The sequence below is a fragment of the Loktanella sp. Alg231-35 genome, assembly GCF_900143545.1.
In the GTDB taxonomy this organism is placed as follows: Bacteria; Pseudomonadota; Alphaproteobacteria; order Rhodobacterales; family Rhodobacteraceae; genus Yoonia.
The window spans coordinates 598,615-620,481 of the sequence record NZ_FREV01000002.1 but is presented as its reverse complement, the minus strand read 5'-3'; the positions used below and the strand labels follow the sequence as shown (position 1 = coordinate 620,481).

The following is a 21,867-nucleotide window of genomic DNA, read 5'->3' as shown; positions in this document are numbered from 1 at the left end:
GTCCGGCAGAAAGGCGAAAAGTTGCCCAAATCTGCTTTCATGAGTGCGCAAGCAACCTATGTGGGTGGCATCAAGTATTTAACGATTGCGTTGTATTGACCCAAATCACCACTAAGAGGATTGCAAAATGAATTTCAGAATTTTGATGACTGCTACGGCCCTCACACTCACCGGCACTTTGCTGCAGGCTCAACAAGTAGGCGACACTGCCGTTGGCGCGGGTCTCAACACTTTTGGCCCGTCACTGCATGGCGAATATCGTGCAGCGCCCAATCTGGGTGTGCGCGGCATGATCATGGGTGGGATCAACGAAAGCGAGACGTTCGATATCGAAGATTATGAGGTTGATGGTAAGGCAGAAATTGGCGGCGTCGCGGTCTTTGCTGACTACTATCCGCTGGTGAACGCTTGGCGGGTGTCAGGTGGGCTATTGCTGTCCAACACTGAAATCTCGGGTGACTTTGTTGGCCCTGAGAGCTTTGAAGGCGAAATCGCGCTAAAGAACGACATTGCCCCTGTGATCACCACAGGGTTCAACACAGAATTCGCGCCGGGCTGGTCATTTTCTGGCGACATCGGCGTTGTGATCTCATCATTGGAAGCGAGCTCTGACAGTACCGATACTGCTGTTCAGGACGAGATCGACTCTTTGAATGATGACCTATCAGATTTACCGGTTCTGCCCTACGCAGGCATCGCGGTCAGCTATCGTTTCTGAGACGCCCCGGACCACATGAAAAAGGCCCCAGCTTTTGCTGGGGCCTTTTGCTTTCAGAGCGGGTGAAAGCAATCAGTCTTTCAACTGTGTCGTCCGCAAATACGGCAGCACTTTTGTGAAATCGCCGAATTTTGCCTTGGCATCTTCATCACTGACTGTAGCGGGAATGATCACGTCATCACCGACGTTCCAGTTGGCTGGCGTTGCAACGCCGCGCCCTGTTGATGTCTGCAATCCATCCAGCGCGCGCAGGACCTCTGCAAAGTTGCGACCAACGGTCATCGGGTAAGTCATCGACAGCTTGAGCTGCTTATCGGGTCCGATGATGAAGACGGAACGCACGGTGGCACTATCAGCAGGCGTGCGCCCATCGGGCAGGTAGGCCTCGGCGGGCAACATGTCGAAGGCCTTGGAAACTTCCAGACCAGCATCTGCAATGATCGGGAACCCGGCAGGGGCGCCGCCGACGGCTTCGATATCGCCTTTCCACTTCTTGTGATCTTCAACGCCATCGACGCTGACGCCAATCACCTTGGTGCCACGTTTTGCCCACTCATCAGCCAGTTGGGCAACTGCGCCGAACTCGGTTGTGCAAACGGGGGTAAAGTCCTTGGGATGCGAAAACAGAATCGCCCAGCTATCGCCGATCCATTCGTGCAGCGAAAACGTCCCTTGGTCGGTTTCAACCGTCAAATCAGGAATAGTGTCGTTAATGCGCAGAGACATGGCTTTGATCCTCTCTAAAATTTCATTGACTGATATATAGATACGACTCAGGCCAAGCGCCACCACCGCTTGCACGGAACGAAACAGACTGCCAACAATGTATCGACGTTAACCTCAGGAGGCACAGATGATCGAGCACCGCGACTTTTATATCAATGGCGCATGGGTTCCCCCGGTAGAGGTCCGCGACCACAACGTCATCGATCCATCAACTGAAGAGGTATGTGCAGTCATTTCGCTGGGGGATCAGGCGGACACGGATACGGCTGTGGCTGCGGCCAGCGCGGCATTTCCCGCTTGGGCTGCCACTGATCCGGCCAAGCGTGCGGAATATGTAAAGGGTATCCTTGCCCAATATGAAACTCGGGTTGAAGAAATGGCCCAGGCCATCAGCATTGAGATGGGCGCGCCCATCGATATGGCCCGCAGCAGCCAGGCCCCATGCCTGCCATGGCATCTTGAAAACTCACTTGAGGCTTTCAAGGCAATCGAATGGGTCCGCCCTCTTGGCCCGCATGCTCCTAATGACCGCATCGCGATGGAACCGATTGGCGTTGTCGGCCTGATCACACCGTGGAACTGGCCAATGAACCAAGTCACGCTCAAGGTGATCCCGGCCTTGCTGGCTGGCTGCACAATGGTGTTGAAGCCATCGGAAGAGGCACCGCTTTCGTCGCTGCTTTTTGCAGAGTTCGTGCATGATGCTGGCCTGCCACCGGGTGTTTTCAACCTTGTGAACGGCGATGGCCTGGGCGTGGGCAGCCAGTTGTCGCGCCACGAAGATGTGGCCATGATCAGCTTTACCGGGTCCACCCGCGCGGGCAAGGCCATCTCATTGGCGGCGGCTGAAACGCTCAAGCGCGTCACGCTTGAGCTGGGCGGAAAAGGTGCCAATGTGATCTTTGCCGATGCTGATGAAAAGGCCGTCAAACGCGGCGTGATCCATTGCATGAACAACTCTGGCCAATCCTGCAACGCCCCGACCCGCATGCTGGTGGAACGGTCGATCTATGACCAAACCGTCGAAGCAGCAGCCGAGATAGCAAGCAAGATTGGTGTTGGCCCTGCGTCCGATCCGGGCCGCCATATCGGGCCGGTCGTGAACAAAACCCAATGGGACAAGATTCAGGATATGATTGAAGTGGGCATCAACGAGGGCGCGCGCCTTGTTGCGGGTGGTCCCGGCCTGCCGGAAGGCGTGAACCGTGGTTACTACGTTCGCCCTACAGTCTTTGCTGACGTAAACAACGACATGCGCATCGCCCGCGAAGAGATCTTTGGGCCCGTTCTGTCGATCATCCCCTTCGAGGATGAGGCAGAGGCCATCGCCATTGCCAATGACACGCCCTACGGGCTGACCAACTATGTCCAAAGTCAGGATGGCGAGCGGCGCAGCCGGATGGCACTGGCCCTGCGTGCGGGTATGATCGAAATGAACGGTCAGGATCGCGCTGCCGGGTCTCCCTTTGGTGGCGTCAAGATGTCAGGCCGCGCCCGCGAGGGTGGCGTCTGGGGGATCGAGGAATTTCTTGAGGTCAAAGCGATCTCTGGCTGGGCTGCCGAATAACACCATGTGCACAGGCGCACTATTTAGGTGCGCCTGTCGGCATTACGTGCGGCACGGATTGAGCTATCTATTCAAATAACGAATAGGAGATAACCGTGCTCAAACAAATCAAAGGCCTGCACCACGTCACATCGCTGGCCAGTGACGCCCGTCAGAACAACGCGTTCTTCACCAATGTTCTTGGCCTGCGTCGCATCAAGAAAACCGTGAACTTTGATGCGCCCGACGTCTATCACCTATATTATGGTGATGAGGCGGGCACGCCCGGCACCGTCATGACCTATTTTCCCTTCCCCAACGCGAAGCGCGGTGACAAAGGCATAGGCGAGGTTGGCCGGACGGCCTTTAGCATTCCAACTGGGTCATCACAGGCGTGGCTAGACCGCTTGGCCACCTTCGATGTGGGTGGCATCGTGCAAGGTACCCGCTTTGGCGAAAAACGCGTGCTGTTTGACGGCCCGGATGGTGACCAGTTCGCCTTGGTCGAAAGTGATGACGACCGCACTCCTTGGACGGGCAACGGTGTGGGCACACAGATGGGCATTCACGGTTTCCATTCCGCCGACATGCGCCTGAACGACCCTGACGCCAGCGCCGAACTGCTTGGCTTTATGGGTTATGAGAAACAGGACACCGAAGGCAATGTCACGCGCTTTGCCGTGCCCGGTGGCAATGACGCGAACACAATCGATATCGAGGCACACTCCTGCGCCGCAGATGCCGCCCAAGGGGCAGGTTCGGTTCACCATATCGCCTTTGCTGTCGAAAACCGCGCCCGCCAGTTAGAGGTCCGCGAAGCACTGCTGGATACAGGCTATCAGGTGACGCCGGTGATAGACCGCGACTATTTCTACGCCATCTATTTCCGCACGCCCGGCGGCGTGTTGTTTGAAGTGGCCACCAATGAACCCGGCTTTGATCGTGATGAAGACACGGCCAACCTTGGTGAGGCGCTCAAGCTACCCAGTCAGCACGAATACCTGCGCGCACGTCTGCAAAGTACGCTGCAGCCGTTGGACCGCTAGAACGGGCATTTCGCAGTAATGCGCATCCCTTGCCCACCGTCGGGATGGCGGAATTGCAGTGTCTCGGAATGCAGCATCAGGCGCGGGTAGTCCCGCGCAGCACCTTCGGCATAAAACGGATCACCCAGGATCGGATGACCCATGGCCAGCATATGCACACGCAATTGATGTGATCGCCCGGTGTGGGGCATCAGGCGCACCCGGCTTTCTCCATTCTTGGCACGCACAACACGCCAATCGGTGACAGCTTGTTTGCCGTTGTCATGGTCAACCATCTGCTTAGGGCGGTTCGGCCAATCCACGATCAGGGGCAGATCAACAGTGCCCGTCTTTTCCGTGATCTCGCCCCAGACCCGTGCAACGTAGGTTTTTTTGGTTTGGCGCTTTTCAAACTGCAGCCCAAGGTGGCGTTGCGCATGCGGGGTCAGCGCAAAGATCATCACACCCGACGTATCCCGGTCGAGCCGATGCACCAGCAATGCCATGGGAAAGGCCGCCTGCACACGCGCGATCAGGCAATCAGCCAGATGTTCACCCTTGCCCGGCACCGACAACAGGCCGCTGGGTTTATCGACCAGAATAACTTCGTGGTCGTCATGCAGGATGTTCAGAGGGTCCTGCGGTGGGTTGTAGTCATCACTCACCCGTAGACGCGCTCACCAAAAATGGCAGAGCCGACGCGGATATGCGTGGCGCCAAGCGCGATGGCGATTTCAAAATCGCTGCTCATTCCCATCGACAGACCTGTCAGGTCATTGCGGGTGGCAATCTTGGCCAGCAGGGCAAAATGCAACGATGGTTCCTCATCAACCGGCGGGATGCACATCAACCCCTGCAATGGCAGGTCAAGCGCGCGCATCTCGGCGATGAAGGCGTCAGCATCGCCGGGCAGGACGCCTGCCTTTTGTTCTTCCTCACCTGTGTTCACCTGAATGAACAGGTCCGGGCATGTCCCAAGCTCTTGTGCGTGGCGCGCGATTGTATTTGCAAGTTTGGTGCGATCAACCGTGTGAATGGCATCCGCCAGCTGCATGGCCTGTTTGACCTTGTTGGTCTGCAATGGACCGATCAGATGTAGCTTGATCCCGTCATAGCGTTCACGAAAGGCGGGCCATTTGCCAGCGGCCTCCTGCACCTTGTTTTCACCAAAGCTGCGGTGGCCCTCGTCCAGAATCGACTCAACCCGTTCGTTGGGTTGCACTTTGGAAACTGCAATTAGATTAATTTCAGTCACATCGCGGCCCGCATTATCACAGGCGGCGGCGCAACGGGTCTGAATTTCGGCTAGGGACACGGCAAGCTCCGAAAAATAAGGATCACGGCAGGTTTCGGGCTGAAATAGTCCGAAATTGAAGGCCTGTCATGTTTGAAAATTTTGTGTGTCATTGATGCACCATTTCCATCAAACGGGTCCATTTAAGCCCTAATTCACTTGAGTGTCCGCAGCGTAAGGCGCAGGTAGTCCGCAATGCTAGGCTAACTGGCATTCTTGGGAATGCAAAACACGAGGGAAAATATCCATGAAAAGCATCCTTCTTACAACAACAGCTATCGTCGCATTTGCCGGCGCTGCTGCTGCTGACGGACACGCTGGCGTAAGCTTCGGCGGCGACGCATCACTTGGCTACAACGATGACTCCACATTTGGCGAAGACGGCTTCTTCTGGGGCGCCGATCTTGACGTCACAATGTCTGCCACGCTTGATAACGGCCTGACTGCAACAGCGTCGTTTGAATTTGACATTGTTGACGATACGAATGGTCAGGCGACTGTTTCTGATAGTTACGTGCTGTCACTAGAGTCTGAAAATGCTGGCCTGTTCTTCGGTGACACAGGGTTCGCAGCAGAAACACGCTGGTCCGGTGCCGGCGATATGGAAGCCGACGGCTTCTCCGAAGCAGACGGTGAAAACGTTCTTCGCGGTGACGTCACTGTTGGAAGCGTAGATGCATCTGTTTCTTACGCAATCAGCGATGCTGCTGGCGTTCTTGTTAGCGACACCGCTGGCGCAGACGGTGAGACTGACCAGCTGTCGATCGGTGCATCTTCTGATCTCGGCCAGTTCTCAGTGACAGCTGCTTATCAAGAAGAAGCAGACGCTGTGTTCGGCGCTGCAGCAAACGCTGCGAATGGTGATTACAACGTATCCGAAGTCTTCGGTATCGCTGTTGGTGCATCTTTCGGTGGCGCAGACATCACAGTTGCATATGCTTCCAACGAAACAGCTGACACATCGTCCACTGGTATTCAGGTCGCATACCCATTCGGTCCGGTTACAGCGACTGTATATTATGTGTCTGAAGATGACGCGACTGATGAAGACAACTACGGTCTGAACGTTGCTTACTCTGACGGCCCAATCGCAGTCACAGCTGACTATGATTACGATCAGGGTACCGACAAGTGGAACCTGGACGGCTCTTACGATGTTGGTAACGGCCTAACACTTCTCGCTGGTATGCAGAACGAGAACGAAGGCGATGACGCTGACTACTACGTTGCTGGTACATATGACCTGGGCGGCGGTGCAGAGCTTCTCGTATCCTACGGTGAAGATGACGATGGCGACCAAACCGATGAAATCGGCGGCGGCGACTACCTGCCGGGTACAACTGTTGAGCTGTCCTTCGCATTCTAAGCGAAACCAGCACTTCATCTAAGTTTGAGCGGTCCTTCGGGGCCGCTCTTTCTTTTTGGGGCAGCCCTTTCCTGGCTGCGCCCTATAGCCATCCCACCCATCCCCCATTATGAATACCGCCGGGCCACCAGCCCGGTGTTTTGCTTTTTTCTGAAAGTCCGCGATCATGACCACCTACACCCCCGCAACGCTTGAAGCGAAATGGCAGGACGCTTGGGCCGAGGCCCAGACGTTCAAGGCAGAGCGGCGTGAGGACAAGCCAAAGTACTATGTGCTTGAGATGTTCCCCTATCCGTCGGGCCGCATCCATATGGGCCACGTGCGCAACTACACGATGGGTGACGTGATCGCGCGCTATAAGCTAGCCACCGGGCATAACATCCTGCACCCGATGGGCTGGGACGCCTTTGGTATGCCTGCCGAGAATGCCGCGATGGCGTCGGGAGGTCACCCCAAGGATTGGACCTACCAGAATATCGCCGACATGCGCGCGCAGATGAAACCGCTGGGCCTGTCGATTGACTGGTCACGTGAGTTTGCGACTTGTGACCCGGAATACTATGGTCAGCAGCAGGCCCTGTTCATTGATTTCCTGTCTAAGGGACTGATTTACCGAAAGAAAGCGGTCGTGAACTGGGACCCGGTTGATATGACCGTGCTGGCCAATGAACAGGTGATCGACGGCAAAGGCTGGCGCTCTGGTGCCGAAGTGGAACGCCGCGAACTGGTGCAATGGTTCTTTAAGATCAGCGACTATTCCGAGGAGTTGCTGACCGCGATTGACGGGCTGGATGACTGGCCTGCGAAGGTAAAGCTGATGCAGGCCAACTGGATCGGCAAGTCGCGCGGGTTGCAGTTTGCATTCCAACGCACCGATGGCGGCGAGATTGAGGTTTATACCACCCGGCCTGACACCCTGCTGGGCGCGTCTTTTGTGGGTATCTCCCCAGATCACCCGCTGGCGAAAGAGCTGGAAACGACCGACGGCAAGGTCGCCGACTTCTGCGCAGAATGCCGCAAGGGTGGCACGACCGCCGAGGCGATCGAGAAGGCCGATAAGCTGGGTTATGACACCGGGCTGCGCGTCAAGCATCCGCTTGAGGGCCAGCCCGACCTGCCCGTCTATATCGCCAATTTTATCCTGATGGACTACGGCACTGGCGCGATCTTTGGTTGCCCGGCACACGACCAGCGTGACCTTGATTTCGCGCGCAAGTATGACCTGCCGGTGATCAGCACCTATGCGCCTGTCAAAGACGACGGCACAATCCTGCCCGAAGATGGCGGTAATGCCTATGTGCCGCCAAAATCAGAACCAGTGATCTATATCCGCGGCTTCGCCGGCGCGACTGAGCAGACCGGCGACGATGGCATTGCAACCGCAATTTCTTTCTGTGAATCCAATGGTATAGGTCAAGGCGTGACCAAATTTCGTTTGCGCGACTGGGGTTTGTCCCGGCAGCGCTACTGGGGTTGCCCGATCCCTGTCGTACATTGTGATGATTGCGGTGTGGTGCCTGAAAAGAAAGAGAATCTACCAGTTGAACTGCCCTATGACGTGAGCTTTGACGTGCCGGGCAACCCGTTGGACCGACACCCAACATGGCGCGACTGTGCCTGCCCGTCTTGTGGCAAGCCTGCGCAGCGCGAGACAGACACGATGGATACCTTCGTGGATTCCTCATGGTATTTCGCACGCTTCACCGCCCCCGATGCAGACACGCCGACCAACTTAGAGGATGCCGCCTATTGGATGAACGTCGATCAGTATATCGGCGGGATTGAGCATGCGATTTTGCACCTGCTCTACAGTCGTTTCTTTGCCCGTGCGATGAACATGACCGGCCACTTGCCCCAAGGGACAGCAGAGCCGTTTAACGCTCTCTTTACCCAAGGCATGGTCACGCATGAGATTTACCAGACGCGCAACCGCAACAAGCGCCCGGTCTATCATTTGCCAGAGGATGTGACCGACGGGAAACTGGCCGATGGCACCGAGGTTGAAATCATCCCCTCTGCCAAAATGTCCAAATCAAAAAAGAACGTCGTCGATCCTGACGATATCCTAGCCAAATACGGTGCCGACACCGCCCGCTGGTTTGTGCTGTCTGACAGCCCGCCAGAGCGGGATGTCGAATGGACGGCCTCTGGCGCTGAGGCGACCTACAAACACCTCAACCGCGTGCATCGTCTGACGGCCGATATCGCGGCGATGGACGAAGGCGTTGCAGCGGGCGACGGCAATCTGCTGCGCGCCATGCACAAGGCCATCCATGACGTCACCATGGGGGTTGAAACATTCGGATTTAATGCAGCAATTGCAAAGCTTTACGCCTTTACAAACGTGTTGGCGAAATCCAAAGCGGGCGGTGCGGTAAAGCGTCAAGCGGCCAAGGTCTTGGCCCAACTGATGTCCCCCATGACCCCGCATTTGTCCGAAGAAATCTGGTCAATGCTGGGCGGCGACGGCCTGATCGCTAACGCGCCTTGGCCGTTGGCCGATGAGGCAATGCTGGTTGAAGATACCGTCACGATGCCCATCCAGATCAACGGCAAACGCCGGGCCGAGATCAATGTCGCGGCGGATGCCAGCAAGCAGGCGGTCGAAGAACTGGCGCTTGCACTGGATGTCGTCCAGAATGCGCTTGATGGGGCAGCTCCCAGAAAACTGATCGTTGTGCCAGGCAGGATTGTGAACATTGTCATCTGACCCATTCCCACGCCGCACACTAATGTTGGGCATTTTGGCCCTCTCTGGCTGCGGCTTTGCGCCAATCTATGGCGCGGGAAATGGGATGCGGGAACAGGTCACTTTTGAAAGTGATGCCTCTGTTGCTGGGTTTCAGTTGAACGAACGGCTCGAAGAACGGATGGGCTTCAGCGCCACGCCACAATATGTGCTGAGGACAACCATCAACTATCAAGAGCGCGCAGCGGCGATCACCTCTGAAGGCGACACCGCACGGTTGAACATCATCGGCTCTGCCGATTGGGTTCTGACAGACCTGTCCAACGGGGCACAGGTCGAGACGGGAACGGTCGAGGGCTTCACCAGCTATTCCGCGATCGGCTCTACCATCGCCACGCAATCAACCCGCGATGATGCGTTGGGGCGGCTCGCCATTCTACTGGCCGACCGCATCGTCAGCCGCTTGTTGGTTGTTGATCTGGCCTCTCCGGCATGAAGATGGCGGGCGCGGGCGCGTTGACCTATCTGCGCAAGCCTGATCCTGCGCATACGGCCCTATTGATCTTTGGTGCAGATCCGATGCGTGTGGCTGACAAGCGCCAGCATGTGATCGAAACACTTGTCGGACCCCAGGGCGAGGAAGAGATGCGCCTGACGCGCATTAACGCCGCCGATCTGCGCAAGGATCCTGCCCTGCTCAACGATGCGATCAAGGCGCAGGGGTTCTTTCCCGGCCATCGGGTCGCGTTTGTTGAGGACGCCACTGATGGTCTTGCCAAGGTGGTCACGGCGGCCCTCGCCGATTGGCAGGCTGGTGACGCACAGATTATCATCACCGCCGGTCAGTTGACGGCCAAATCAGCGCTGCGCAAAGCAGTTGAAGGGCATGGGAATGCCGTAGCGATTGGCCTTTATGATGATCCCCCTACCATTGCAGATATCGAACAGGCGCTGGTACAGGCGGGCCTGCAGGAACCGGAACGTGACGTGATGGATGCGCTGATGGCACTGGCAAATTCACTGGAACCGGGCGATTTTCGCCAAACGCTTGAGAAGGTCAGCCTTTACAAACTGGATGATCCCGCGCCGATTTCTATCGAGGATGTGATGATCAACGCCCCACAGTCTGCCGAGGTTGACGTGGATGAGGTTCTGGACGTGGTGACAACCGGGCAGGCCGACAAACTGGGACCACTTCTGCGCAATCTGTCGGCACAAGGGGTTGCGCCGGTGACGCTGTGCATTGGAGCGATGCGCCATTTCCGTCGTTTGCATGTGGTTGCGTCCGATCCCGGTGGGCCAGCAGCAGGGGCAGGCCGGCTCCGCCCCCCTGTCTTTGGGCCACGGCGGGACAAGATCGTGCGGCAAGCGGGCGGCTGGGGCCGTGACCGGTTGGAACGCGCCCTGACTGCGCTAACAGATGTGGATCTGCAATTGCGGTCTGCCAATACCGCACCGCCTGATGCACTGATGGAGCGCACGTTGATCCGTCTGGCAATGATGGCACGGCGGTAGACGAAAAAAGGCAGGCCAAGGCCTGCCTTTCACGTCAGATCAAAGACCTATGTCTTAGTCAGCTTCATTGACCGCTGCTGCGATCAAGAGTGCTGCAAGAACACCAACCACAACAAATGTTGGGCTGATTGAAGATGTGGGAGCAGGTGCTGGTGCTGGTTCGACCATCACAACAGGTGCTTCCATCATCGCGTCATTATTACCACCTGCGTTGGCGGCAACGCCGGACACTGCAAGTGCAGCTGCCACGGCAAGTGTAGTTGTAAGGCGCATATCATACTCCATTCATGCACTGGGCGGGCAGGCCAAAGCGTGACCCGTCCACATAACTCTATTGAATCAGCCCTTTGGGCCAATTCCTAGAGGTTTGTTAGGAATTCAGAAAACATCAATCTGAAGATATCCTGCATCAGGTGAGACTGCCTGAAGGCTCCGGATCATGCGCCCGGACGGATTTAGCCAGTAAATATTGGACAATGAGAGGCCTTCGCCGCTGCATTCCTCTTTGAATCTTGACGCAGGATAGGTTCTTTGAAGCCGTGTAACAGGGTCTGAACCCTCAGAAACGATGCGGCACTGCAACACTCTGGCCAAAATCTGGTCCTGATCATCGAGGAAATCCACCTGTCTTTGCACCGTTCCGCCCCCTGCGCGGATGGCATTCCAAGTGCCTGTGGCCTCTGCGCCCATCATATCACGCGGCAATCCGCGGGTAGCGACTACAATGCCGTTTTCTTCGGTCACGGTGATATTTTCGCCATCTATCCAAGTCGTGCGTGCGCCGTTGGACCCCGCTCTGACCATCGTTTCCCACCGATTGCGGTCACGAATATTGACCCGCATGTAGGTGCCGGGGTTGCCCAACAGGTCCTCCTCGGTGACGTTCAGCGATTGCCGCGCGGGCGCCTCGGCGTCACTACCCAGCAGCAATCCGGTCACTTGTCCGCCAATCCCGTCATTGCGTGCATCACCGCAAGACATCAGCGCCCATGCCGCCACTACAAGTCCCAGTCGCGTCATGCTTATCATCTCCAAAACCGCCCCCATGTGTCTGACAGGTCAGCCTGATGCGCATCACGCACAACGCCATAAAGTCGCCCATCCACATTCAACCGGGCACCACCATCGCCGGTGCGTGTCCGCAAGGTTGTACCGTATGTATCCCGGTTCGGTTGCCCAGTCAGGAAATCCTGCGGGATCGCGATCACGATGCCCTTGTTGTAGGATCCATCGCCGAAATCCTCATGGGCTGTGTCGGTCTGGCTTACATAGGCACCGACCCGCACGCCATTGTCGTATTCACGGTCAAACCGCAGTGTCGCACCCCAGTCACCCGCAAGGTAACGGCCCAGATCAACCTGTGTGTGATACCCGTTCCCGAAATCATAATAGGCCGACAAATGACCCGTTGCGGTTTCATACTCGTATTCATCAAAGCCAAAGCCCATGTCGCTGTCACGTTGGGCCACATAGTTCATCTCTGCCCCCAACCCAAAGCGGCTATCAACCGGTTTCCACAACAGTTCCGTCGAGATGCCGCCAAACATCCGCTCCAGATACCCGACACTAACCCGGCTATAGATGTCGCCGCCTGGGCGCCCGAAATGCGCGAGCGCCAGCGACTCCAGCACGGGCACCCCGTCATCGCCATAGAACCCGCGGTCAGACCGCACATTTTGCAAGTCGGGCGTACTGTCTGGATCAGGGTCTTCGGCATTAAAGCGCAGCGCACTTTGAAGAACAGCGCCCGACAGGATGAGTTGAGGCGAAAACTGATAGGACGCATCCAGACGCAGCCCAGCGTCCACCGATAGGTCTCCATCACCGCCAGAAGGATCAAAGGTAAGGTAGGGTGAAACACCCCATAAGAATAATGCAGCGTCAGCATCCCGAGCCGAGGTCAGCCCCACATCATCGCCAGCCGCTGCAAAAGCGGTATTGGCAAACAGGGTCGCCGTTGCGCTGGGACGATTTTCCAGCGCCTCCAGATCACTGCGGTTGACCGTCACAGCAGACAGTCCAATCCCTTGCGCTTCGGCCTCCAGAACAAACACCTCTATCGCGCCGGGCATCACCTGCGTCATCATCCTTGCAGCACGGCCCATGGCCTGCGCATTGGAGCGATAGCGCGTATTGATAAACCGCACCCGCGCGGTGCGATCTGTCATTTCCATGCCCGTCAGGGTCAGCCCCTCAATCGCCAAGGTAGCGGTCAGTGCTGAACGAAGGGCAGCCTCTGGCGTCGCATTGCGATCCCATGTTGTGGCCTGCCGGGCGCTGGCACTGCGGGCGTTGATCGGTACGGGCGCCGCCTCGAACCCGCTGAGTGATGGTCGGTTGTTGGCGTTCAAAAAGAAGCTGCCAGAGATCGCCAATTCCTGCCCGTTGAGTGCGGCAAACGATAGTTGCACAGCATCACGCGGCCGGTAGGTAACGCCGAAACTATATGGGCTGTCAGCAGAAACAGCAGGTGCATTTGGCGCGGGGTCATAAGCGATTGAAGAATACTCGGCCAGCACACCCCAGCGATCATTGATTTGATACTCCAGACCGCCAAAGAACGCTGCATCTCCGGTAAACCAGTAATCGCTTCCCAGCTGCCCGTCCGGATCCGCTTCATCAAAAACGGGTCTGTCCGCGCGGCTTGAAATCGGGTTGTCAAACCCGCCTTCGGTGCCCATCTCGCCCCAGCCGATACCGCCGGTCACTGTCAGACTGTCACCAAACGACTTTGTGGCGACGATGTATTCGGATTGAAATCGGCCGGGTGTCAGGAAATCACGCAAGCCCACAGCAATCGCGGGCGCATAGGTGCCTTCCTCAACCAGCTGGTATTTGAGGTCAAAACCGCGCTCCAACTCGTTTTCGATCACGCTAGTTTCTAGGTCATTGTAAAGATCAACGATGCTATACCGCATTGTGCCCGACAAACGGTCCGTCAGTTGGTAGTTCAGGACGGTCTGAAACAATCCATCGCGGTAAGATAGCGTGCCTGCCAACGTGCCTTCTTCGGCGGTTGTTGCAACTGGCATCTCAAGCAGGCCGGGTGTGCCGTAAAGCGAATAGGTCGGCGGCACATCCTGGGCGAAACCGCCTGTGCCAAGCACTAGCGTCATGGCCGATGACGCCAAGAAAACCGCTCTTTTCATACACACTCTCCTGCCTGTCTTATCGCCAAGCTATCGGGATGTGGCGGTGTTGGAAACGCTCAATTGTTGGCGCACGGCGGCTTGCCCGGCCCAGCGCCCAGTCGCCAGACATCCGCTGATCAAGTAGCCGCCGGTCGGCGCCTCCCAATCGAGCATTTCACCCACGCAGTAGACGCCGGGCCTTTCACGCAACATCAACGTATCGGTCAGCGCATCAAAGCGGACACCGCCAGCGGTCGAGATCGCCTCGTCCATCGGGCGCGGCCCCTGATGCCGGATCGGCAAGGCCTTGATCAGCGGGGCAAGGTCATCGGGGAACGGGCGGCCAAACTCTGACAGAAGCGCCAGCCGCAGCGGATCAAGCCGAAGGACCTTGCGCAGATGGTTGGTCAGGCTTGCCTTGCCGCGTGGCTTTTCCAAAGCCTTGCGCAACTTTTCTTCGGGCCAGTCAGGCAACAGATCGATGTGCAACGGCGCACCTTCACGCATCACGCGTGACAGGGTGTAGATACCGCCGCCCTCGATGCCGCGTTCGGAAATCACAACCTCACCGCGCGAAACCTGCCCGCCGGCGTGCAATGCCACCGATTTCAGCGGTGATCCCATGTGCCGGTCCATATGCGCGGACCAATCCACACCAAAGCCTATATTGGCAGGTGCAAATGGTGTGACAGCATCTGGCATGAAATCTGCCCAATGCCCGTCAGAGCCCAATCGCGCCCAGCTTGCCCCGCCCAAGGCCAAGACTGTCACATCTGCTTTGATCGAGGTTTCCCCATCAGGCGTGCGGAACACACATGCGTCATCGCGCCAACCGTCCCAACGCCACCGGGTGTGCATAGTCACGCCATAGCCGCCCAAACGCCCAAGCCAGGCGCGCAGCAAGGGCGAGGCCTTCATCGCTTTGGGAAACACCCGGCCCGTTGATCCGGTAAACAGCGACTGGCCCAGCCCGTTTGCCCATTCCATCACGTTCTGTGGACCAAAGGCAGAAAGGGCGGCATCCAATGTCGGGTCCAGATCAGGGCCAAAGGCCGCCATGAACGCGCCTGCGTCTTCGTCCTTGGTCAGGTTCAGCCCGGATTTCCCAGCCATCAGGAACTTGCGCCCAACGGATGGCATAGCATCGGCCACGGTCACGGACAGCCCGCCCTCTGCCATCACCTCTGCGGCCATCAGACCCGCAGGGCCTGCACCAATGACAAGCGCGGTGCTCACGTGGGCAGCGACCCTTTCACTTCGATCACGCGGTGCGGATATGGGATTTCAATGCCGTTGTCCTTCAGTGCGTTCCAAATGATGAACAGCACGTCAGAGGCGTATTTGTTCTGGCCGTCGTCAATGCCTTCGACCCAGAACTCAACACCAAAATCGATGCCGCTGTCGCCAAACCCACGCAACTCGCAATCTGGCGGCTCGGGGTTTTGCAGAACACCGGGATGGGTGGACACCGCCGCTTCGATGATGGCCGGGATTTTGTTGATATCAGTGTCGTAGCTGACGGAAAACGGCACTTCGAGACGGTTAGCAGAACCAGAGTCAGAATAATTCACCACCCGCGTTGTGATGAAATCCTCGTTGGGTACCACGATCCAACGCCCGTCGTACGTTTCCAGTATCGTAGCACGCGCCATCATCTTGATGATTTTGCCTGCCTCGCCACCGTCCAGTTCGACATAGTCGCCAACGGTCGCCTGCCCTTCGATCATCAGGATGACGCCCGAGATGAAGTTCGACGCGATTTTTTGCAGGCCAAAACCAAGGCCAACACCCACCGCACCACCGATAATGGCGAGTGAGCTGAGGCTGATCCCCATGATGTTCATCAAGACAAGGAAGGCGATGCCGAAAATGGCGATCTCTGTGGTCTTGATGGCCAATTGCCGGATCGCCGGGCGCATAGGCTGCTGTTCGATATAGGCCGAGGATTGCGAATTGGACCATTGCCCAAGCCAGAACAGGAAACTACCCGCGATCAGCCCCCGCACCACAGCGAGGGCAGAAAAGCTAATGTTGCCCAGATTGGCCTGCGCCCCATCAAGTGCGGCGATCACCTGATCCAGCAGGCCCACAGCATAAAGTGCGGCAACAGGCACCAGCACGTATTTGGCCAAGGTCCGCAGATAGGGGTCGGTGACGATGTGTTTTGCCAGCGCGCGGGCAGCAAGGAACAGGAAAACGCGTTTGCCAAAGGCAATGACAGCGCCAGACCCAAAGAGCGAGCGGGTGACCACTTCACCGATGGCCGTGAACCCATAGGCCAGCAGTGGCAGCAGCAACGGCAAGAAGATCAGCACAAATCGGCGCGAATTGGCGAGGATGGACATATTGTCCGCAGCTGGGGTCAGTAGCTGTATCAGGCGTGGTGCAGCAATGCGATTGACCAGCCGGGCCAGCAAATAGGCCCCGATCAACAGGCCGAATTGCGACCATGCAGCGGGTGACAACAGCCATTCCTGCGCGATGGTCAGTGCCTGATCAAAGGCCTCTTGGCCCTGTGCCATCAGTGTTTCGGGGTCCATGCCGCCCTCTTTCGTAAATTCCTTAGCCCTTCTGCCGTGCGACAGCACCGGGCACAAGCCTAGCCTGTCATCCGTTTGATACCTGAAACATGGGTTGCGTCCGCCGCCAGCGTATCTTGACCAAGGGCGTGGGCTGTTTCTAACAGCGCATCCGGCGCTACAATGCGGTCAACCAGCCCCCAGGACTGCGCCTCGTCTGCGGTGACCTTCTGACCTGCCATCAGGATCATCTTGGCCCGTGCAGGCCCGATCAAGGCGCTGAGCCTTGGCGGATCCGAAGGTTGGGGCAGGAAACCCAGTTTCATCACAGGATAGAAGAATTTGGTACTTGGCACCGCAATCCGCAGATCACAGGCAAGGATCATGCCAAATGCGCCGCCCGCCACGGTGCCATTCAACGCCGCAATGCTTAGCCCGGACAACGCAGCAATCGCCGCTGACAGTCGTTCCCAGACCGGGTCAGTGGCGAGGCCCGCCCGTGCTGCATCCAGATCAGCGCCCGCGCTGAACACCTTGCCCGTGCCGGTGAGGATAAACAGCTTTGCAGATCGGGCATCTTCGGCGCACCGGGCCAATTGGGTCAGCATATCCTGTGTCAGTGCACCGGCCTTATCAGGTCTGTCGATGGTCACCGTCCAGGTGTCCCCATCCTGCGTGCAACGGATCATATCAGACCAACCGCCTTGCGAATGTCATCCTCGCGCAAGCTCACGTCATCGCCCAGATAGGGGTCTGCCGCCGCCGTACACATCCACAACAACGCCTGCGCGGGCCACTCGGGCGGGATATGGACCGACCAATCTAGCTGGCTAACGGGGTTGATGCCCGATGCTTTGATCTCGCGTTGCATTTGGGTGGCGACGGTGCCTGGGGACAGGCCCAGAATGCGCAGGCCCTTGTCGCGGGCCTCTTTGTCGGCGGCGCGGGTCAGCATGTAGACCGCGGCCTTAGAGCTGCAATAGGCACTCCACCCCTCTACGGGGCCATGGGCCGCTCCTGATGAGATATTGATGATCGTGCCATGCCCTTGCGCAATCATGCCGGGCATCACGGCGTGCAACCCGTGCATCACGCCTTTGACGTTGATATCGATAGTACGCGACCACGCCTCGGGATCGGTGTCCTGCAAATGACCAATGGGATCGACAGCGCCTGCGTTATTGATCAGCACATCCAACCCTCCAAAGGCCTTGGCCGTGGCAGCCACGGCACCGGCCACTTCTGCATAGCGGGACACATCACAGGGAATCGCAATAGCCTTTTCGCCGATATCACCGGCAATTTGGGCAATCTCATCGGTGCTACGCGCCAACAGGGCGACATTTGCGCCCGCGTTGGCAAACGCACGGGCGGCGGCGGCCCCAATGCCCCTGCTCGCCCCGGTGATCAGCACTGTTTTTCCGTCCATTTGCATATTTTTCACTGATATCCCTTCCGAAGCCCGCTTGGGGTGTCTACGTATATCCGCGATAGTATCCACCTTGTGGCAGATGGTAAAACCCTTGGTGCGATCTCAACAAAGCCGAATGAAAGGAATTTTTATGACCTATAAGATTGGAATGTGTGGCGCGGTTTGTGTAGCTGCACTGATGGCTGGCGGGGCTGCACATGCAGACGTGACCGCAGAACAAGTTTGGGCCGACTGGAAATCCCAGATGTCGCTTTATGGCGAAGACAGCGTCAGCATCGGGGCCGAGGAAACATCAAGCGGCACTGTCACAGTGCGTGACGTGACCATGAGCTTCTCCGATCCCGAAGTCACGGTTGAGACCGCCCTTGGAGACATCAACTTTAACGAACAATCTGACGGCACCGTGCGGATCACGATGGACGAAAGCTATCCCATCACGATCACTGGCGAAGATGGCGTTGTGATCAATGTTATGGTCACGCAAAGCAATCTTGAGATGATCGCGAGCGGTGATCCCGATGCGATGAACTATGCGCTTACGGCGGATCAGTACAAAATCGCGCTTGTCGATGTTGTTGATGCTGACGTGACCTTTACCGGCGATGTGGAATTGGCGGCCAATGATGTGCAAGCTTCCTATGTCACAACTGTCGGCGACATGCGCGAGACATCCTATGAAGGCAGCATTGCCTTGCTGGACTTGCTGGTTGATTTCCAGATCCCCGGTGGGGCCGGGGACTACGTGACCGCAGCGGCCAAGTACAACGGTATGACCATGGCAGGCGACATGACTGTCCCGCTTGACGCGGATTTCGAAAACCCTGACAGCCTGATCATGGACGGGTTTGCCGTCGCTGGCGGCTATGTTGTGCAAAGTGCTGACTTTGTGGTCGATATCAATGCAGAGGGTGATCAGTTTGCAGCATCTGGCAGCACCGGTCTGACAACATTCACCGGCGAGATGAACAACAACACCCTCGCCTATGATGCGAGCGTCACTGATCTTGCGGTAAATGCGCAAACCTCCGAATTCCCGCTGCCGATAGAGATCAGCATGGCCGAGTATGGCCTTGGCTTTGCAATGCCCACAGGTGTGACAGGTGAATCCGCTGATTTTGGCATCAACTTCGATCTGGTTGAACTGGCTATCAGTGACGGTCTTTGGGATCTTTTTGATCCGGGCAATGTCCTGCCGCGCGACCCTGCAACGCTGCAGATCGGTCTGGCTGGCAAGGCAAAAGCCCTGTTTGATTTGTTCGACCCAGAGCAAGCCGCCCAGATGGACAGCGTCGAAATGCCGTATGAGCTGGAATCGCTCACACTTGAGACGCTCAACATTGATGCTGTTGGCACGAAAGTGACAGGTGATGGTGACTTCACCTTCGATAACTCCGATATGCAGACATTCGCCCCAATGCCTGCACCAGAAGGTGAGGCCACGATTGAAATCACCGGCCTGAATGCGCTGCTTGATAACCTTGTCTCTGCTGGCCTGGTGCCTGCCGATCAGGTCATGGGTCCGCGCATGATGATGGGCATGTTCATGCAGAACACTGGTGACGATCAGATGGAAACAACCGTCGAGATCACAGGCAATGGCGAAGTAAAGGTAAACGGCAACCGCGTCCGTTAACCCCAACGCGAAACACATTGGCATGGGCGCGACTGAATATCAGTCGCGCCCATTTCATTTGCACGGACCACCAGACTTGCGGCAGGCGTCGCCGCGCATTACTTCATTGGCAACCAAAGGATGCTGCATGACCCAATCTCTTTCCAACCTTTCGCAACACATCTTGGATGCCGCAAAGAAAGCAGGCGCAGATGCGGCTGATGCTGTCGCGGTGGATGGCACATCTGTCTCAATCACCGTGCGCGAAGGGGCGCTGGAACAGGCAGAACGGTCCGAAGGGGTTGATATCGGCTTGCGTGTCCTTGTGGGGCACCGACAGGCCTGTGTCTCAGCCTCAGACACCAAGCCAGAAACACTCTCCCAAATGGCCGAACGCGCCGTTGCGATGGCCAAGGAGGCACCAGAAGATCCGCACGCCGGGCTTGCTGATCCTGCTCAGCTGACCACACACACCGCCACGGAAGAGTTAGAGCTTTACGACCCCACCGATGAACCTGATCCGGCCGTTTTGCAGGATGATGCCACCCGCGCCGAGGCCGCGGCGTTGCGCAATGCAGGTATCAGTCAGGTGCAATCGGCGTCAGCCGGCTATGGCCGCCGACGCATCCATCTTGCAGCATCCAACGGCTTTTCTGCGGGCTACACCCGCAGCGACCGTGGCCTGTCTTGTGTGGCGATCAGCGGCACTGGCGCGGGGATGGAACGGGACTACGACTATGACAGCCGTGTCTTTCAGGCCGATCTGCGCGACGCCGAGGATATCGGCCGAATTGCGGCAGAACGTGCCGTTGAACGGGCGGGCGCAAAGAAGCCCAAGACGGGGGCGTTCCCGGTTCTGTTTGATGAACGGATCGCAAGTTCGCTGATTGGCAGCCTTTTGCAGGCTGCAAACGGGTCGATGATTGCGCGCGGATCCAGTTGGCTGCGTGACGCCATTGGTGAGCAGATCTTGCCAAGCCACCTGTCGGTGATCGAAGATCCGCACCGCAAGCGCGTTGCAGGCTCACGGCTCTTTGATGCCGAAGGGCTGGGCACGCAGCGTCGTGCAATCGTGGATCAGGGTGTTCTGACAGGTTGGACGCTGGACCTTGCGGCCGCACGCAAACTGGACATGCAAAGCACCGCAAATGCGGCGCGGGGCACTGGCGCCCCGCCATCCCCCAGCGTGACTAACATTGCACTGACCCAAGGCGACCAAAGCCGCGATGATCTGATCAAGCAAATGGGCACGGGCCTGCTGATCACTTCGATGATCGGCTCTACCATCAACCCCAACACGGGCGATTATTCGCGCGGGGCGTCGGGGTTCTGGGTCGAGAACGGAGAGATCACCTATCCAGTGAACGAATGCACAGTTGCGGGCAATCTGCTTGATATGCTCAAGACGATCATCCCGGCAAATGACGGACGCATGCATCTGTCGCGGGTGGTGCCGTCGTTACTGGTTGAAGGGCTAACCCTTGCCGGAGAATGACCTTGCACTTCTGATAGAGGCCGCCCGCGCGGCGGGCGACATCGCAAAGCGCTACTTTCAGCAAGATCCAGAAGTCACCGACAAACCGGATGGCGCAGGCCCGGTCACAGAGGCCGATCTGGCGGTCAACGCCATGCTGGAAAGCAATCTGCAAAGCGCGCGGCCTGACTATGGCTGGCTGTCTGAAGAAACCGAAGACGGCCCCATGCGTCTGCATACGCAGCGCCAGTTTGTGATTGATCCGATCGACGGCACACGCGCCTTTATCAATCACAGCAAGGACTGGGCGCATTCGCTAGCCATTGTTGAAAATGGGCAGGCCGTGGCGGGCGCTGTTTACCTGCCGATGCGCGACATGATGTTCGCCGCGGCCAAGGGTGGCGGGGCAACTCTCAACGGTGCGCCAATCGCCGCAAGCGCGAAAACCGAAGATGGGGCAACCCTGTTGGGAAGCAAGGCCAACTTTGCGCCAGCATTCTGGAAAGACGGCACCTTACCACCTGTCGAGCGGGTCTTTCGATCCTCATTGGCCTATCGCATGTGCCTTGTGGCCCAAGGGCGGTTTGACGGCATGATCACACTGCGCCCAAGCTGGGAATGGGATATCGCGGCCGGGGCGATTATCGCAGCCGAAGCGGGCGCGCAGATCACCGATCAGCATGACGAGGCCTTGCAGTTCAACAACGCCCATCCGCAAGTACCCGGCGTTCTTGCAGCGGGTAGGCAATTGCATCGTGCGCTGATCACCCGCCTTGAGACATAGCAGCCAAAGGCCTAGAGTGCGGGCAAGATACGCATT

20 protein-coding genes are annotated in these 21,867 nt (G+C 57.4%); 10 read left to right on the top strand and 10 right to left on the bottom strand.

The genetic code is table 11. The features are described from left to right. Window positions 1-145: 145 nt before the first annotated feature. Entirely contained in the window at window positions 146-718 is a 573-nt protein-coding gene (locus DHN10_RS06625; protein ID WP_234417057.1) for a hypothetical protein, read from the top strand. Between the two features lie 72 nt (window positions 719-790). Here the strand turns inward: DHN10_RS06625 and DHN10_RS06620 are convergent, their stop codons facing one another. Beyond that, window positions 791-1,444 carry a peroxiredoxin gene (locus tag DHN10_RS06620; RefSeq protein ID WP_108814419.1) on the bottom strand — a complete coding sequence of 218 codons (654 nt, stop codon included), beginning with the start codon at window positions 1,442-1,444 and terminating at the stop codon, window positions 791-793. Between the two features lie 127 nt (window positions 1,445-1,571). Here DHN10_RS06620 and DHN10_RS06615 point away from each other — a divergent pair, with 127 nt between their 5' ends. Beyond that, window positions 1,572-3,011: an aldehyde dehydrogenase family protein gene (locus tag DHN10_RS06615; protein WP_108814418.1), complete on the top strand. Its 1,440-nt coding sequence runs from the start codon at window positions 1,572-1,574 to the stop codon at window positions 3,009-3,011. Window positions 3,012-3,106: 95 nt separating this feature from the next. Further along, window positions 3,107-4,036 carry a VOC family protein gene (locus DHN10_RS06610; protein ID WP_108814417.1) on the top strand — a complete coding sequence of 310 codons (930 nt, stop codon included), beginning with the start codon at window positions 3,107-3,109 and terminating at the stop codon, window positions 4,034-4,036. Here DHN10_RS06610 and DHN10_RS06605 read toward each other — a convergent pair. Together DHN10_RS06605 and DHN10_RS06600 are read right to left on the bottom strand one after the other, a co-directional pair. Continuing rightward, window positions 4,033-4,680: an RluA family pseudouridine synthase gene (locus DHN10_RS06605; RefSeq protein WP_108814416.1), complete on the bottom strand. Its 648-nt coding sequence runs from the start codon at window positions 4,678-4,680 to the stop codon at window positions 4,033-4,035. The two genes, DHN10_RS06610 and DHN10_RS06605, sit on opposite strands and share 4 nt — an antisense overlap. Further along, window positions 4,677-5,330, bottom strand: a complete 654-nt coding sequence (locus DHN10_RS06600) for a YggS family pyridoxal phosphate-dependent enzyme (RefSeq protein ID WP_108814415.1) — start codon at window positions 5,328-5,330, stop codon at window positions 4,677-4,679. The genes DHN10_RS06605 and DHN10_RS06600 overlap by 4 nt, the downstream gene beginning before the upstream one ends. Window positions 5,331-5,556: 226 nt before the next feature. Between DHN10_RS06600 and DHN10_RS06595 the strand changes: the two genes are divergently transcribed. From DHN10_RS06595 to holA, 4 genes are all read left to right on the top strand, one after another. After that, window positions 5,557-6,675 (top strand): porin, encoded by a 1,119-nt coding sequence (locus tag DHN10_RS06595; protein WP_108814414.1) that lies wholly within the window; start codon window positions 5,557-5,559, stop codon window positions 6,673-6,675. 166 nt (window positions 6,676-6,841) lie between these two features. Next, window positions 6,842-9,385, top strand: coding sequence for a leucine--tRNA ligase (gene leuS / locus DHN10_RS06590; protein ID WP_108814413.1), 2,544 nt, complete (start codon window positions 6,842-6,844; stop codon window positions 9,383-9,385). Beyond that, window positions 9,375-9,860, top strand: a complete 486-nt coding sequence (lptE, locus tag DHN10_RS06585; protein WP_234417056.1) for an LPS assembly lipoprotein LptE — start codon at window positions 9,375-9,377, stop codon at window positions 9,858-9,860. Before leuS ends, lptE begins: the two co-directional genes overlap by 11 nt. After that, window positions 9,857-10,879, top strand: a complete 1,023-nt coding sequence (gene holA, locus DHN10_RS06580; RefSeq protein WP_108814411.1) for a DNA polymerase III subunit delta — start codon at window positions 9,857-9,859, stop codon at window positions 10,877-10,879. The genes lptE and holA overlap by 4 nt, the downstream gene beginning before the upstream one ends. 54 nt (window positions 10,880-10,933) lie before the next feature. On the opposite strand, the gene DHN10_RS06575 is transcribed toward holA, so the two are convergent. The 7 genes from DHN10_RS06575 to DHN10_RS06545 form a co-directional block, all read right to left on the bottom strand. Beyond that, complete coding sequence (locus DHN10_RS06575) at window positions 10,934-11,152, bottom strand: hypothetical protein (protein ID WP_108814410.1); 219 nt, start codon at window positions 11,150-11,152, stop codon at window positions 10,934-10,936. Between the two features lie 105 nt (window positions 11,153-11,257). After that, entirely contained in the window at window positions 11,258-11,899 is a 642-nt protein-coding gene (locus tag DHN10_RS06570; protein WP_159086941.1) for a YjbF family lipoprotein, read from the bottom strand. 5 nt (window positions 11,900-11,904) lie between these two features. Then, entirely contained in the window at window positions 11,905-14,028 is a 2,124-nt protein-coding gene (locus DHN10_RS06565) for a YjbH domain-containing protein (RefSeq protein ID WP_108814408.1), read from the bottom strand. A 30-nt stretch (window positions 14,029-14,058) separates the two neighbouring features. Next, window positions 14,059-15,246, bottom strand: a complete 1,188-nt coding sequence (locus DHN10_RS06560) for a TIGR03862 family flavoprotein (RefSeq protein WP_108814407.1) — start codon at window positions 15,244-15,246, stop codon at window positions 14,059-14,061. Next, a complete protein-coding gene (locus tag DHN10_RS06555) occupies window positions 15,243-16,550 on the bottom strand; it encodes a mechanosensitive ion channel family protein (protein WP_108814406.1) in 1,308 nt (435 codons plus the stop codon). Before DHN10_RS06555 ends, DHN10_RS06560 begins: the two co-directional genes overlap by 4 nt. Before the next feature lie 59 nt (window positions 16,551-16,609). Then, entirely contained in the window at window positions 16,610-17,218 is a 609-nt protein-coding gene (locus DHN10_RS06550; protein ID WP_108814405.1) for an enoyl-CoA hydratase/isomerase family protein, read from the bottom strand. After that, window positions 17,215-17,964: an SDR family oxidoreductase gene (locus tag DHN10_RS06545; protein ID WP_108814404.1), complete on the bottom strand. Its 750-nt coding sequence runs from the start codon at window positions 17,962-17,964 to the stop codon at window positions 17,215-17,217. Before DHN10_RS06545 ends, DHN10_RS06550 begins: the two co-directional genes overlap by 4 nt. Before the next feature lie 127 nt (window positions 17,965-18,091). Between DHN10_RS06545 and DHN10_RS06540 the strand changes: the two genes are divergently transcribed. The 3 genes from DHN10_RS06540 to DHN10_RS06530 all read left to right on the top strand — a co-directional run bounded on the left by DHN10_RS06540 (window position 18,092) and on the right by DHN10_RS06530 (window position 21,831). Beyond that, window positions 18,092-19,594: a DUF2125 domain-containing protein gene (locus DHN10_RS06540; protein WP_234417055.1), complete on the top strand. Its 1,503-nt coding sequence runs from the start codon at window positions 18,092-18,094 to the stop codon at window positions 19,592-19,594. A 127-nt stretch (window positions 19,595-19,721) separates the two neighbouring features. After that, a complete protein-coding gene (locus DHN10_RS06535; protein ID WP_108814550.1) occupies window positions 19,722-21,068 on the top strand; it encodes a TldD/PmbA family protein in 1,347 nt (448 codons plus the stop codon). Beyond that, on the top strand, window positions 21,055-21,831 hold the full coding sequence (locus DHN10_RS06530) for a 3'(2'),5'-bisphosphate nucleotidase CysQ (protein ID WP_108814403.1): 777 nt from the start codon (window positions 21,055-21,057) through the stop codon (window positions 21,829-21,831). Before DHN10_RS06535 ends, DHN10_RS06530 begins: the two co-directional genes overlap by 14 nt. Window positions 21,832-21,867 lie beyond the last annotated feature (36 nt).

Bases quoted from the DNA above. Each gene is read 5' to 3' on its own strand.
- DHN10_RS06625 (WP_234417057.1), top strand. From the start codon at position 146: ATGACTGCTACGGCCCTCACACTCACCGGCACTTTGCTGCAGGCTCAA.
- DHN10_RS06620 (WP_108814419.1), bottom strand. From the start codon at position 1,444: ATGTCTCTGCGCATTAACGACACTATTCCTGATTTGACGGTTGAAACC.
- DHN10_RS06615 (WP_108814418.1), top strand. From the start codon at position 1,572: ATGATCGAGCACCGCGACTTTTATATCAATGGCGCATGGGTTCCCCCG.
- DHN10_RS06595 (WP_108814414.1), top strand. From the start codon at position 5,557: ATGAAAAGCATCCTTCTTACAACAACAGCTATCGTCGCATTTGCCGGC.
- leuS (WP_108814413.1), top strand. From the start codon at position 6,842: ATGACCACCTACACCCCCGCAACGCTTGAAGCGAAATGGCAGGACGCT.
- holA (WP_108814411.1), top strand. From the start codon at position 9,857: ATGAAGATGGCGGGCGCGGGCGCGTTGACCTATCTGCGCAAGCCTGAT.
- DHN10_RS06575 (WP_108814410.1), bottom strand. From the start codon at position 11,152: ATGCGCCTTACAACTACACTTGCCGTGGCAGCTGCACTTGCAGTGTCC.
- DHN10_RS06570 (WP_159086941.1), bottom strand. From the start codon at position 11,899: ATGACGCGACTGGGACTTGTAGTGGCGGCATGGGCGCTGATGTCTTGC.
- DHN10_RS06565 (WP_108814408.1), bottom strand. From the start codon at position 14,028: ATGAAAAGAGCGGTTTTCTTGGCGTCATCGGCCATGACGCTAGTGCTT.
- DHN10_RS06555 (WP_108814406.1), bottom strand. From the start codon at position 16,550: ATGGACCCCGAAACACTGATGGCACAGGGCCAAGAGGCCTTTGATCAG.
- DHN10_RS06550 (WP_108814405.1), bottom strand. From the start codon at position 17,218: ATGATCCGTTGCACGCAGGATGGGGACACCTGGACGGTGACCATCGAC.
- DHN10_RS06545 (WP_108814404.1), bottom strand. From the start codon at position 17,964: ATGCAAATGGACGGAAAAACAGTGCTGATCACCGGGGCGAGCAGGGGC.
- DHN10_RS06540 (WP_234417055.1), top strand. From the start codon at position 18,092: ATGACCTATAAGATTGGAATGTGTGGCGCGGTTTGTGTAGCTGCACTG.
- DHN10_RS06535 (WP_108814550.1), top strand. From the start codon at position 19,722: ATGACCCAATCTCTTTCCAACCTTTCGCAACACATCTTGGATGCCGCA.